Source organism: Flavobacterium sp., from assembly GCF_027490375.1.
Classification (GTDB): domain Bacteria; phylum Bacteroidota; class Bacteroidia; order Flavobacteriales; family Flavobacteriaceae; genus Flavobacterium.
Genome location: NZ_JAIXYH010000033.1, coordinates 1 through 15,222, shown reverse-complemented (window position 1 = coordinate 15,222; position 15,222 = coordinate 1). Strand labels below are relative to the sequence as shown.

General features: G+C 38.0%; 9 protein-coding genes. All 9 read left to right on the top strand.

Annotation, left to right across the window (positions count from 1 at the left end):
* Positions 1-4 precede the first annotated feature (4 nt).
* Complete coding sequence (locus Q0064_RS03830) at positions 5-385, top strand: TraR/DksA C4-type zinc finger protein (protein ID WP_298144550.1); 381 nt, start codon at positions 5-7, stop codon at positions 383-385.
* Positions 386-1,107: 722 nt separating this feature from the next.
* Positions 1,108-2,139 (top strand): hypothetical protein, encoded by a 1,032-nt coding sequence (locus Q0064_RS03825; protein WP_298144547.1) that lies wholly within the window; start codon positions 1,108-1,110, stop codon positions 2,137-2,139.
* A 61-nt stretch (positions 2,140-2,200) separates the two neighbouring features.
* On the top strand, positions 2,201-2,728 hold the full coding sequence (locus tag Q0064_RS03820; RefSeq protein WP_298144544.1) for a sigma-70 family RNA polymerase sigma factor: 528 nt from the start codon (positions 2,201-2,203) through the stop codon (positions 2,726-2,728).
* A gap of 20 nt (positions 2,729-2,748) precedes the next feature.
* A complete protein-coding gene (locus tag Q0064_RS03815) occupies positions 2,749-3,657 on the top strand; it encodes a FecR domain-containing protein (RefSeq protein WP_298144542.1) in 909 nt (302 codons plus the stop codon).
* Positions 3,654-5,948 (top strand): TonB-dependent receptor plug domain-containing protein, encoded by a 2,295-nt coding sequence (locus tag Q0064_RS03810; protein WP_298144539.1) that lies wholly within the window; start codon positions 3,654-3,656, stop codon positions 5,946-5,948. Before Q0064_RS03815 ends, Q0064_RS03810 begins: the two co-directional genes overlap by 4 nt.
* A 398-nt stretch (positions 5,949-6,346) precedes the next feature.
* On the top strand, positions 6,347-8,821 hold the full coding sequence (locus Q0064_RS03805) for a gliding motility-associated C-terminal domain-containing protein (RefSeq protein ID WP_298144536.1): 2,475 nt from the start codon (positions 6,347-6,349) through the stop codon (positions 8,819-8,821).
* Between the two features lie 46 nt (positions 8,822-8,867).
* Positions 8,868-13,475: a T9SS type B sorting domain-containing protein gene (locus Q0064_RS03800; RefSeq protein WP_298144533.1), complete on the top strand. Its 4,608-nt coding sequence runs from the start codon at positions 8,868-8,870 to the stop codon at positions 13,473-13,475.
* A 16-nt stretch (positions 13,476-13,491) separates the two neighbouring features.
* Positions 13,492-15,060 (top strand): S8 family peptidase, encoded by a 1,569-nt coding sequence (locus tag Q0064_RS03795; RefSeq protein ID WP_298144530.1) that lies wholly within the window; start codon positions 13,492-13,494, stop codon positions 15,058-15,060.
* Between the two features lie 43 nt (positions 15,061-15,103).
* On the top strand, positions 15,104-15,222 hold a 119-nt coding region (locus Q0064_RS03790), incomplete at its 3' end, for a type IX secretion system membrane protein PorP/SprF (protein ID WP_298144698.1).

The window sequence follows — 15,222 nt, the reverse complement described above, 5'->3', positions numbered from 1 at the left end:
GAAAATGGTAGAAGAAGTAGTAAGATATTCAGATGCAGATCTTGCGGAATTTAAAGAAATTATCGTGAAGAAAATTCAGAAGGCTCAGGCTGATTTAGATTTGATCAAGAGTGCGTACATGAACGACTTAAACAACGGTACAGACGATACATCGCCCACTTTTAAAGCTTTCGAAGAAGGTTCTGAAACCATGTCGAAAGAAGCAAACTCGCAGTTAGCGATTCGGCAGGAAAAGTTTATTCGCGATTTGAAGAATGCGCTTTTCCGTGTGGAAAACAAAACCTACGGCGTTTGTAAAGTAACGGGCAAGTTAATCAGTAAAGAACGTTTGAAAATCGTTCCGCACGCCACAATGAGTATCGAAGCTAAAAACATGCAACGATAGTTGATTTGTTATTGATTTATAAGATTATAAAATCCGTTTCGTAACATGAAGCGGATTTTTTTTGCTTTATGGAAACGGCTTTTGTGCACGATTTTCCCGCGTGAAGGACTGTAGTGAAAAGCGTTTGCAGTGGATTGGGACAAGCGGCGCGGTTGCGCGGGCGACCAGCGGAAGCCCGAGCCGCCGCAGCCGCTTGCACAATGCACAAAAGCCATGAAACCTGAACTCGATTAAAAATCTTTATCAGATCGCTGTTAAACAAAACCTTAAGATTAAGACAGAACAAGAACTATTTAAATGGCTCTCGCTAAACATTTAAACGGTCGCTTACTTTGTTGCATTAATTTGCGATACTACAGTATCCCAAATGAATGCGCCTTGTAATCAACCATTTAAATATTTTCTGATTTCAATTTTTATATCGCGTTCAGGTTTGCAGCGAAAGGCCTGACCGGCGGCTTTTTGCGGCAGTGCCATCGGCCGAACGGAAAAAGCTGCAGGGCACGCCCAAAAAACAAGCAAATAAAGACCGCTCAAGAGTTGCATTAGAATTTAACCGATGAGTTAAAGTTTTATATATTTGAAAATCAGACACTTTTATTGAGTGTCGGAAAATTGGAGCTGTATCTCAAATGAGGTATAAAATTTAACATAATTGCAGTAGGGTAACACGAGACTAAGTTGTCTATGTAAGGACAAGAAATACGATTACAATGAAAAAAATGAGAATTTTAGTTTTTTGCATGGCTTTTTTAGCGACGATAACTACTTCTTGTGGTGATAAGGACGCTATTGAAAATAAAGTAGATACGCAAAATAGTACTGCGTTACGCCTTGCGCTCAATGAAATAAAAAGAGCAAACTCAGCTTCAGGAAGGGCGCCAATTTCGAGCGATACGTATGATTTTGATTTTGTTTATCCGATTAATGTTTCCTTTAACAATGGAACAACATTAACGGTTTTTTCCACGGCAGGTTTGCTCAGTGTTTTATCTGACGAAAACAGCGATTTATATATTTCGGAAATTTCTTTTCCCTTTCAATTAGTCACTGGTCCTGCAGGCTCGACAACAACGGTAGCGAATGAGACTGAGTTTTGGACAACAATTGAAGAACAGGAAATTGCAACGATAGATAATTATGTTTTTAGTTCTTCGTGTTTTGAAATGGTTTATCCGTTGTCGATTGTAACTGCGAATGGCCAAACGGTTTCCCTTGCTAGCCAGCAAGCCTTGTATGATTTGTTTACGAATCCGACGCAAAACAACATTGTTTACGATTTTGTTTATCCGTTTTCTGTGATTTCTGGCAATCAAACCATCGAAATTAATAATGTTTACGAGTATAACGAATTGAATCTTGCATGTAATCCGGATGGAATTTGCCCTTGTCCGACGGTGTATGAGCCTGTATGTGTACAAACGAGTACGGGTCAGATACAATTGTATCCGAATGCTTGTACTGCCTATTGTGAGGGTTACACAGATTCGGACTTTGTAGTTTGCGACGGAAACAATGCTATTAATTCATATTTGGGAATTTGTTTCAACATACAGTATCCGATTCAAGTATCGGTTGGTGCGGCGATAGAAAATGTAAACACGGACAGTCAATTGCTGGGTCTGTTAAATGATCCGGCAAGTAACGCTTCGATCGTTTATCCGATAAATATTGAGATTTTACAGAATGGAAGTGTCATTGAAATGCCCGATGCTGCGATTTTATCTGTGACCGTTAATTCGCTTTGTAATTAAGATCTAATAGAATCGATTTTGACTCTTTGTTCGCAAAAATGTTAAATTATTATTTAGAAGAATGACGTTATCTAAAGACGGTGCTGCCGACTGTTTGTGCGAAGAAGCTGTGTTTAAATCGGTTTTTGAATTAAATTTTAAAGCTGTTCGAAATTTTCTCGCATACAGATATAAGAATAGCGAAAGTGCCGATGACATGGCGCAAAATGCTTTTGTTATTTTGTGGGAAAATTGCGGTTCAATAAAACCGGTACAAGCCAAGCAGTTTTTGTTTACAACTGCTATTCGATTATCTCTTAATGTTATCAAACACAATAAGGTAGTTAGCAATTTTGAATTACAGTCGCGCCCAAAAAATGCAAATTCAGAGTCGCCCGAATTTCTTTTAGAAGAGGCAGAGTTAAAAAAACAGCTAGAAAAGGCAATTAGTGCGTTGCCTGAAAAGCAGCGAGAAGTATTTATAATGAGTAGGTTTGAAGACTTAACATACAATGAAATAGCTACAGTCCTAGGCGTGTCGGTAAAAGCGGTTGAAAAGCGCATGCATTTGGCATTACAATCTATTCGAAAAATACTGGCTGCAGTTTAGGTTTCTAAAAAAAGTACACAATGAATAAGGAGAATAAACATTATTTAGCCGATTGGATGGCTAATAAAATAACCGACGACGAATTAAAGCGGTTGGTTACCGAGGACGAATTCTTGCAGTTTAAAAAATTGCGAAATGATCTTGAGAAGTTTGAAACTAAGACGCCCGATCTAGAATTCAATTTCAACAAGATAAAGGAGAAAATGGCTCACAAGGAAACCGTAAAAACCAAAAGCACTAAAGTGATTCGTTTAGTACAACTTACGGCTATTGCAGCTAGTTTACTATTGGCATTTGGTCTTTTTCAAACGTTTTATTTTTCTAATAAAGTAACTTCAGACTACGGAGTTACGAAAACGGTTCAACTTAAAGATCAATCTAAAGTAACCTTAAATGCAAAATCAGAGCTTTCGTATCCTAATCAATTTGAATGGAATAGAACTTTGAAATTGAAAGGAGAAGCGTATTTTGAAGTGCGTAAAGGAAGTACGTTTACCGTTGAGACCGCTCAAGGAACGGTAACTGTTTTAGGAACAAAGTTTAATGTAATCGTAGAAGAAGATTTTTTTGAAGTGCATTGTTACGAAGGTAAAGTGTTAGTTGTATCAGGGGACAAACAATTTGTTTTAACAAAGGACAAATCGGTTCGAAGTGTTCGCCGGGCATTTACTCTTAACGAATCGTACGTTAGTCCGCTACCCACTTGGATGAATCGCGAATCTTCTTTTGTAAATGTGCCGTTTGATGTCGTTATTCAAAAATTCATGGCGCAATACAACAAAAAGGTTGATTATCCGCCCGCATTCAAAAGTGTAAAATTTACAGGCACGTTTTCTAATTCAAACATTGAAACTGCTGTTAAATCTATAGCCATTCCGCTACAGGCAAATTATTCAATTCGTGCTGAAAAAATTGTTTTATTTGAATGAGAAAATTGGTGCGCATCGTTTTGCTGCTGTTGCTTTGGCAAAACTGTTTGTCGCAAAAAGTACCTAAGCGGGAGCTTTTTCTGCAGACAGATTCCTTAGAAAAAATTGTGCTTGATGTTGAAGTAAAATTCAACATCAAGTTTTCTTTTGTAGCAACATTAGTTCAAAACTATCGTGTTTCTCTTCCTAAAAAGAAATATTCACTCGAGGAAATCATCGAAATTATTGAAACGCAAACCGATCTAAAAGTTGTTAAAATAGACGATCGATTTTATGCCATTGTACTCGATGAAATTGTTGATTCATCTTTAGTAAACAAACTAGAAGAAGTAATTGTAGAAGGTTTTGTTGTCAGTGGAATAAATAAAACAACCGAAAAATTTACTGTTTACAGTCAGAAACTAGCCGTCTTGCCCGGAACAATTGATGCTGATGTATTGTTGTCGTTACAGCATTTGCCGGGTGTTAAAAGTCCGAATGAAACAGCAAGTGGTTTACACGTTCGAGGCGGTACAGCCGATCAAAACTTGGTACTTTGGGACGGCATTCGCTTGTATCATCCTGGACATTTGTTTGGAATGATTTCGGGCATTAATTCTAGCTTGGTTCAGTCGATAGATTTTTACACAAAAGCTGTAAATCCGAAGTATGGCGAGCGTGTTTCGAGTATTATTGATATTAAATCGGCAACCAATATTACCGACAAAACAGAAATGAGTGCGGGTTTAAATGGTTTGAATGCAGATATTGATCTTAAAATACCGATTGTAAAGGAAAAATTAAGTGTGCAAATGGCTTCCCGAAAATCGATAACAGAGCGGTTTCAATCTCCAACATTTAGACAATTAGAGGATAAAGTTTTTCAGAACACTGTTTTCAATGATTTTAATAATCAGAATCAGTTCGAATTTCAAGATTTTGGGACCGTCATAAACTACAAACCTTCTGAACGTAGTGCTATTTCATTATCTGGAATCTACATTGGAAATAATTTGAATTACAATACGCTTCGAGCAAATTCGGTTTTGGAAAATCAGGAAATGAGCATTTCAAATTTTGGTTCCAGTTTCAAATGGTTTCAACGCTTCAGTGCACGCTTTAGTCAAGAAATTCTGGTACATCATTCGGTTTACGATTTTAGCTATAACAACAAGCAAACTTTTTCAACAGCTGATTTTGAGGCATACCGAAAATTGAATCGTGTTGTTGATTCAGGTTTGGAGGCAAATTTCAAGTACATTTTTAATTCCTTTATATATTTCGACTTTGGCTACCAGCTTGCCGGAAATGATGTATCGCACATTTTTAAAACTTCAACTCAAGATTTAGGTCTTGTTTTAAGTTTTCGACAAGCGTTTAATTTGAGTCATGTGGGTTATTCGATGATAAAAGTAAAGAAAGCTACATGGCAAATTCAATCAGGTATTCGATTTACAAATTATAGAAATTTGACCAATACCGTCGAGCCGCGTATATCTGTTCAAAAATCGATTTCCCGCAATTTTATCTTGCAATGTTCGTACGAAGAGCGAAGTCAGGTTTTAAGTCAGGTGCGCGAAAATACAGTCAACGATTTGAGTTTAGAGAATTATGTTTGGGCCATTTCCGACGATGGTAATTATCCGCTTCAAAGAAATAGCCAATCTACTTTAGGTGCCATTTACAAAAAGAACAATTGGGTGTTTGACTTGGATTTATACCACAAAAAAACGCGAGGTGTGACCGTTTCTTTGTTTGAATTTGCCAATCAGAATGTGTCGACTGTCTTCTCGGGCGAAGCGTTTACCAATGGAGTTGATGTTTTAATACAAAAGAAACGACCAACATGGAGCGCATGGATTACCTACACGTACCAAGATTCTAAGAATCGATTTTCGGGATTAAATAACAATGCCTTTTTTCCGATAAATTCAAATATTCAGCATGCCATTAGCTTTTCTTACTTTAAAAAAATCAATGATTTTTCGTTTACTGCACGTTGGTTTGCTCATTCTGGAAAAGCATTTAGTTCGATTAATGAGCAAACGCAAGTTATTTCTTTCAATTCTGAGAACTTATCACCGTACCATAGATTGGACTTGTCGGGCAGTTACGAGTTTCAGACATGGAAAAACACCACCTTTAAAGTAGGCTTTTCGGTTTATAATGTTTACAACAACAAAACGGTGATTAGTAAAGAATTTGAACGGCGATTTACCAACTTTTCCGATCTCACAGAGGGAAGATACGTTGTTCAGGACTTTAATTCTTTAGGAATAACGCCTAACATTTTTGTAAGAGTACTGCTTTAAATCGCGGCTAACTGCTGCGAAAAGATTTTTTTTGAAAAATCACTTCTGTGTGCCTTTTAGTTCGAATCATCTGATCAAATCTAGTTGTTGGGTGTTTCTGTGAACACATACGCTTTCCCAAAAATAAAATTCTTCTAAAAAACACTATGGATTGAGTAGGGTGATTTCTAATTGAGTTGTCTTATTAACAGTTAGAGCTCATATAAAAATTAGAAAGGGCGCATTTCAAATCTAACCGATGTTGTTTCTGTTGATTTTATTCGATGTTGTTTCCCTTCATTGGCTTTATAAAATTCGATTTTCCAACGTAAAAAAATAAGAATAGTAAATACTTGAGCAGGCACGTCTTCGGCTTTCTGCTTTTTAAAAATGTTATTACTGCCCAAAATTTTAAGTTTATGAAGAAGTTTTTTGTTTTAGTAGTATTATTGATTTGCCTTTGTGACGTTTTTGCGCAAAATCAAAACAACCAGTGGCGGTTTGGCTACAATAGTGGAATTGATTTTAACACTTCACCACCAAGCGCTGTTTCGACTAGCCAAATTTTTGCTACAGAAGGTATTGCATCTATTGCTGATGCTAATTCAGGCGCCTTATTGTTTTATACAGATGGCGTTACGGTATGGAATGCAAATAATGCCGTAATGCCGAACGGTACTGGTTTATTTGGCGGGGTTCCGGGCCAGCTTTCTTCTGCATGCGCTGCGGTGATTATACCTAAACCGTTCACTCCGAATGTATATTACGTAGTTACAAAAGATGAGCAAGGCGGAGGGAAAGGATTGTGTTACAGCACTGTGGACATGACACTTAATGGTGGTTTGGGCGATGTTGTTGCTAGTGAAAAAAATGTATTTCTGTATGAAACAGAAAGTGAAACGGTTCATGTTGTTCCTACAAACGATTTTAATGGCTATTGGATTATTACGTATGACTCGCCCGACGCAACGCTTGGAAGCCGATTTGTAGCAATTAAACTAGATCAATGCGGTTTTGCTTCGACACCCGTTTTCAGTAGTTTTCCAACTATTGAGACAGATACTGCTTACATGAAAGTTAATAAACAGTTTACTAAACTGGCAATTACCGCTCCAAATGGGAGTGATAGCAAAGTTCGTATGTTCGACTTCAATAATTCTACAGGAGTTTTAAGTAATTTGATTGAGTGGAACTACAACGGACCTTTGACTTACTTCTCTGGGGTTGAATTTTCGCCCGACGGAACAAAATTATACGTTTGCGGTGCGCTTTTTATTAAGCAGTTCGATGTTAGCACGGCAAATGGAGCGGCCATTGAAAGTTCAAGTTTTCAACTACCCTTTTTGCCCAGTTTCTCCCCTTTATCAAACTTGCAATTGGGTCCCGATAATAAAATATATGTCTCTAGCTCCAATGTTTCTGTAATTAATTTCCCTAATTTAAGCGGTGCAGCGTGCAATTATGTTGCTAATGCAATTCCAGAACAAGTAGGGCAAGCCATTTCAACATTTCCGCAATTAGTTAATTTAATAAATCCAAATCCGCCGGGAATTACAGCAAATTCAATTGTTTCCTCAGGAAATTGTTTGGGTTTTGCTTCAACATTCACATTACAAAATACAACAGGTGTTACAAGCGTAACTTGGGATTTTGGAGAACCCGCCTCTGGAGTTCAAAATACAGCTATAGGATTTAATGTACAACATTCTTATCTGTCAAGCGGCAACTTTTTGGTAACTGCTGTGGTTAGTTATGGCTGTGTAAACCAAACAATTACCGCGAGTATTTCTGTTAACGCCGCGACAGCAATTAGCGCAACGCCAAGAACAATTTGTCAGGGTTCTACCGCTGTAGAATTACCAACAATTTTTCCAAACTCGAACATCACTGGTACCTGGAATCCACCTCAAATTAATTCAAATGTTTCGGGTACCACAAACTACGTTTTTACTGTAAATCCGGGCCAATGTACAACTAGTTCTAGCGTAACGCTTGCTGTAACCGTTTTACAAGATATTGTTCCTACCTTTAACACTCCGGCGCCTTTTTGCGCAGGAAGCCAACCACCTGTTTTGCCCACTATTTCCACAAATGGCATCACCGGAACATGGTCTCCAGCAACTGTAAGCAATACTAGCAGCGGAACCTACACATTCACTCCTTCTACGGATGAATGTGCAGAAGTAACGTCATTAACAGTTTCAGTTACTCCAGCAGTTATTCCAACTTTTTCTTTTGAAACCACTATTTGTAGTACTACCGACGAAGTTCCAGGTTTACCATCCGTTTCCAACAACGGTATTTCGGGAATTTGGACACCTAGTGCCATAAATATAAATGCAGCTGCTGAGTACATTTTTACTCCAGATCAAGATCAATGCGCCGATTCAATAACTGTTGAAATTACTATTGAAAATTTGCAAGAAGCTACGGTGATTCAGGGATGCGACGGCGGATCTTATAAACTAAGTGTACAAGATCCGATTACCAATTATCAGTACGAGTGGTTTAACAATTCAAATACTTCTTTAGGAACAACAAGCGCTATAACAATTCAAAATTCTGGGGAATACTTCCTTGAAATATCCAACGGATTGTGTGAAACAACTATTCCGGTGACTGTGAATACGGTGTCTTGTAATGTACAAATTCCGAAAGGGATTTCGCCTAATGGCGATGGAGCAAATGATAGTTTTGATTTAAGCCAATTCAACGTTGCTCGACTGGAAGTGTTTAACAGGTATGGATTAAAGGTTTTTAGTGCAAACAACTATATCGATCAATGGAATGGCCAGAGTGATCAAGGTCATGACCTACCTACTGGAACCTATTTTTATCTTATTGATTTAGATTCTGGCGAAAGCAAAACGGGCTGGGTGTATATCAACAGATAACGAGAAATATTGCGATTTATAAAAAATTTCATAAGACAATTTTGCTATGAATAAGGTATTTATATGTTTAGTTATCTCATTGATGGGCTATTCAGCTTTGGCACAAAATCAAAATAACATTTGGAATTTTGGTTTGAATTGCAACATCAATTTCAACACAAATCCGCCGAGCTCTGTAGCTGGCAGTCAATTGGCAACTAATGAGGGAAGTGCTGTTATCGCAGATTCTCAAACGGGTGCTCTCTTGTTTTATACTGATGGTATTACTGTTTGGAATGCAAACAATCAGGTAATGCCTAACGGTAACGGATTATTAGGCGGTAACACAGGTGCTACCAATGTATCAAATCCCTATTCGTCGACTTCTGCGGCTGTAATTGTTCCGCGACCTTTTACGCCAAACATTTATTATATTTTCACTATCGACCAAGAAGATAGTACAAATGGTTTGTGTTACAGCGTAGTTGATATGACGTTGAATGGAGGATTGGGAGATGTAGTTGCAACACAGAAAAACATTCCACTTTTATCAACTACTTCAGAGAAATTACAAGCGGTACCCAATGCAAGCGGTTGCGGTTATTGGTTGATTACACACAACAATCCCGGGAATACTTTTTTTGCTTTTGCTATAACGCAAGAAGGTGTTTCGACAACACCAGTACAGAGCTCTTTAGGATCGTTTCAAACAAACGGTCGAGGACATATTAAGGTAAATCAACAGTTAACTAAGTTGGCAATGGGCAACTCTGCTTTTTCAGAACGAAAGATAGAATTGTTTGATTTTAATAATGAGACAGGTGTTATTTCAAATGTTATTTCTTGGTCATACTCCTTTCCATTTTCTGGAACTGATTTTGCTGGCTTAGAGTTTTCTCCAGATGGATCTAAATTATACGTTTCTAATTTTATAAGAATTCTTCAATACGATATTTCGCTTGGTTCTTCTACACTTATTGGTGCTTCGGGCATAGAAATTTCTAGTTCTGAACCAACTTTAACGCTTCCTGGAACCATGCAGTTAGCTCCTGATAACAAAATTTACATCAGTTCTACTCCTTTAGCGGTAATTAACAATCCAAACAGCAGCGGAGCGGCAAGCGGGTTGCAATTAAATCCGATTTCGGGATTTTTGGGAACTGTTAGATATGGTCTTCCCCAGAAAATTTATTCACTCCAACCCTCAGTTCCTACATTTAATCCAATTGCGCCAATTTGCGCAGGAGAGACATTAAATCCTCTACCTACAACTTCCCTTAATGGCATTTCCGGCTCATGGGCACCCGTACTGAACAACCTAGCAACAACAACGTATACATTTACGCCAAACGCAGGTTCTTGCGCTGATACAGCATCGTTGGAAATTGTTGTAAACTCGATTACCATTCCAAGTTTTGATCCGATTCCATCCTTTTGCGCAGGAACTACTCCACCTACTTTACCTACAACTTCATTAAATGGTATTCAAGGAACATGGACACCCGCAACGGTTAATAATACGGCTAGTGCTGATTATACATTTAACCCAAATTCGGGACAATGTGCTGCTTTTGTATCGTTATCAACGACTGTTTTAACTTGCGGAGATAATCAGATTTTGAATGATAATAGTTGTCAGTTTGAAGTTATTACATTCTCGCTTCAAGATACTGCCAACGTTTTAGCTGTTAGTTGGAATTTTGGTGATGAATCTAGTGGAGGAAGCAATCTTGCTAATGGCTTAATTGTGAGCCGACAGTATTTTTCATCGGGCGAATTTGTTGTAACTGCAACGGTAACTACAAATTCTGGTAGTTATGTTGTAGAAAAGGCAATTCAAATTTTGCCAGCTATTTCGCTTACTTTTAATGCTCCAATTGAACTAATTAACGGCTCGGTTGCACCTGCCTTACCTACAACATCCAATCAAGGTATACCAGGTACTTGGTCGCCAAATATCATTGACACTACCAGTAGCGGAAGTTATGTTTTTACGCCTTCCGTACCAGGATGCTATGTCGACAATCAAATTTTTATATCAATTGTTGAGTGTTTCACTCCTGCATTTAATATTCTACCGAACTTTTGCGAAAATACGCCTTCTCCCGCCTTGCCAACTACTTCTTTAAACGGAATAGTTGGTACTTGGTTGCCTAGTGTTGTTAGTAATACAGCTAGCGGTATCTATACTTTTACGCCTAACGCGGGACAAAATGCCTGTTCCGTTTCTCGTGAAATACAAGTTCTTTCAGGGCCACCTACTTTAACACTAACTTCAGCGCCACAAACGCTGAATCAAACAATTTGTGCTAATCAATCTATTGAAACGATAACTTTTGAGATTGGTGGCTCAGCAACTAATGCTTCTATAACCAATTTACCTAACGGGGTATTTGGCTCTGTGTCTGGAACTACTTTAACGATTTCAGGAATAGCAATTACTGATGCAGCAGTATTCAACTTTGTTATAACTACTATAGGAACTTGTACGGGTACGGTGGCCACAACTTCAGGTACTATTGAGGTTGTTGGCGGAGCAAATCCTGCATTTTCAATCCCAACGACTATCTGCTTTGGAGCAACGCCTCCGGTTTTGCCTACAACGTCTTTAAATGGTATAACAGGCACATGGTCGCCAGCTGTAATCAGTAGCTTGTCAACTGGCGTATATACATTTACTCCGAATGTTGGTACTTGTGCGTCGTCAAGTAGTTTACAAGTCACAATAAATGTAGTTACAACACCTGTAACGCCAACTTTTAATCCGATAGCACCTATTTGCATTGGTTCAACGCCACCTGTTCTTCAGACCACTTCGCTAAATGGAATTATAGGCTCTTGGTTGCCGGCTACCGTCAGTAATCTTACAACAGCAACTTACACATTTATCCCTGAAGTAGGTCAATGTGTTAGTACAAGCCCGGTTGAGTTAACCATAATTGTTGAATCTAGTATAGTGCCAACGTTTAACGATTTACCCGCTATTTGTGAAGGTTCAGTAGCACCTGTTCTTCCCACAACTTCATTAAATGGCATAACGGGAACTTGGATTCCATCAATTGTAAATAGTTTATCAACAAGCACTTATGTTTTCACGCCTGCTGCCGGACAATGTAGTTCTGTAATTCCGATTGAAATAACAGTTGTTGTAAACCCATCGATCGTTCCTGTTTTCAGTCCTATTTCACAGTCAATCTGCGCAAATAGCCCAGTTCCATCGTTGCCAACAACGTCTTTGAATGGAATCACGGGTACATGGTCGCCACCGATTATCAACAATATTTCATCTGGAAACTACACTTTTACACCAAGTACGGGCCAATGTGCGTCGACTAATTTGGTCACAATTTCTGTAGATGTAACGCCATTACTGACGCCATTGTTTGATGTAACGAACTCCATTTGTTTCGGAACGGCTGCTCCAATACTGCCAACAACATCATTGAACGGTATCGTAGGTTCATGGTCGCCCCCAACGGTAAGCAATTCGGCAACGGGCATTTATACCTTTATTCCGTCAAGCGGGCAATGTACTATTCCAGAAAATATTCAACTTACAATAAACGTAGAAACGCCAATAACGCCCGTGTTTGAAGCTATTCCGTCTTTTTGCTCGGGTTCAATAGCACCAATATTGCCAACAACATCTGTAAATGGTATTATAGGATCGTGGTCGCCGGCTGTTGTAAATAACACGGCTTCTGGTGTATATACTTTTACTGCATCTCCAGGACAATGCGTAGCAAACACTCAAGTACAAATTCAGATAGCTGTTAAGCCAATTGTGGAGCTAAATTTTCAGTCGATTGCTCCCTTTTGTGCAGGAACTACTGCACCGGTTTTACCAGTGACCTCGCTAAATGGCATTACTGGAACTTGGTCGCCAGCACAAATTAATAATCAAACTTCTGGCACTTATACTTTTACTGCCAATTCTTCTGCTAATTTCTGCTATCCAGATTTCACGTTAAATGTTTCCATTGTTCCTCAACAATTGCCTGATTTCGAAGATTTGGAATTATGTGAGAATCAAACAGATTATCAGCTCTCCAATGTATCTCCAAATGGTATAACGGGCGTATGGTCACCTTCTGTAATCGACTTTTCAAATGGAGGAAGTTACACTTTTGTTCCCAGTGCTTCGCAATGTTCAGCTTCACAAACGATTACTGTTACTATAAAGGAAAAAACGTTGCTAAATTTTAATATTGAAGTTAGTGAACCGTTTTCCGACAATCGTACAATAACGGCAGTACCCTTAAGTCCTGGAAATTTTCTATATCAACTTGATTCAGGTGAAATTCAAGAATCTAATGTTTTTGAAAATGTTACTTCAGGTTTTCACACCGTACGAATTATTGATGCCGAAGGTTGTTCTGATGACTTGATAATTGAAGATATTTTAGTGATCGATTATCCAAAGTTTTTCACTCCTAACGGAGATGGATTCAATGATTATTGGAACATTAATGCTTTGATTTTTCAACCCGAATCGAAAATCTTCATTTACGATAGATATGGAAAATTAATCACTCAAATTTTTCCTTTTGCTACGGGTTGGGATGGAACCTTTAATGGAAATGAACTTCCGTCGACTGATTATTGGTTTGTTGTGGAATTCGCTTACAACAATAAGAACAGACAATTCAGATCCCATTTTACCTTAAAACGATAATTTAAAATTTATTCAAATGAAAACATTAATTCCAATTTTCCTGATTTTTGCATTTCAGCTTTCTTTTTCTCAAGAAGAAGAATTTTCAAAAAATCAACTTATCGTAGAGTTTAAAGAAGATATAGAAGTTACCGAAAGAAACTTCAGTGATTTAAGTGAAGAATTGACACGGATTAACGACTCCCTAGGTTTAAGCCATTTTGAACGTATTGGTAACAAAAAACGCAATAAAACGTATTTGTTGCATTTTAACCAAAATGTTGATGTTATGTCTTTGGTAAGAATATACCTCAAAACGAATTTATTTGATTTCGTTGAACCTAATTTCGTTGTCAAAGGTCATGAAGCTTCGATGATAATTCCTAACGATGCGCTTTTTCAAAGCCGACAATGGTATCACTCGAATAACGGTACTTTTACTTTTTCACCGGCAACCGTTAATGCTGATATGGACACCGACTTAGCTTGGGATCTTACGCAAGGTGATCCGAATCTTATCGTAGCTGTTTTGGATACTGGGCTTAAGCTAGATCACCCTGAATTTGCCGGAAGAGTGATTTCAGGACCGGATTTTGTAAATATGGATGCTATCCCAACGGATGATCACGGCCATGGGACTAATGTAACTGGAGTTGCGTTAGCAAAAGGTAATAATGGAATTGGCTATGCAGGTATGAATTGGAATTCAAAAGTTCTAGTTTGTAAAGTTTTAGATAATAATAATTTAGGTTTTTATAGTAATATGATCAATGGCATCTATTATGCTGTTGACAATGGTGCTAAAGTTATTAACTTATCAGCAGGAGGCAATGCGCCGTCCGCGGCATTAGAAGCAGCCATTGCTTACGCGGCAAATAATAACGTTGCTTTTGTTGCATCGGTGGGAAATCAAAATTCAAGTAACATTCAGTATCCTGCGCGATATTCAAATGTAATTGCTGTTGGATCTACAGATTCTAATGATTCACGCTCAATTGCTTTTATTGGAAATGTAAATACGGGTAGCAATTTCGGTCCTGAAATAGACTTTGTGGCTCCAGGAAACTATATTTTTGGGTTGAGCCACCTTTCCGATACCAATTACAACATCGCTCGCGGCGGAACCTCACAGGCAGCTCCACAAGTTAGCGGATTGATTTCACTGCTCTTATCCGTGAAACCAACATTAACTATTTCTGAAGTTAGAGAAGTTTTAGAACAATCTTCGGAAGATCTCGTAGGAAATCCAGCTGAGGATACAAGTGGATTTGACCAATACTATGGTTTTGGAAGAATAAATGCCAATAATGCTCTTACTAACTCTTTACTATCGAATATCGATTTTGATAAAACACTACAAAATATATTCATAAGCCCTAATCCTATTGTAAACAACTCGTTTTCAATTGCAGGTTTAGCGAAAAACACAAATTATAATATTGAAATAGTTTCAGTCGATGGCAAAACAATCATGAAAAAAGAGAATGTCGCGATTGATGGTATTTTAACCTTTAATGATATTTCTTTAAATGCGGGGTTTTACATTGTAACTATTTATGACAGAATCAACAATCAATTTTATTCTAGAAAAATTTTAAAGAAATGATTTTTTTGAACTATTCATCTTTTATAATTAAGAAATTTCGCAAATGAAGAAACTCTGTTTAGCTGCTTTGATGCTTTTTGCTGTTGTCCCGGAATTTTGGGCGCAGCAAGACCCGCACTACACGCAGTACATGTATAACATGAACGTAATCAACCCGGCTTA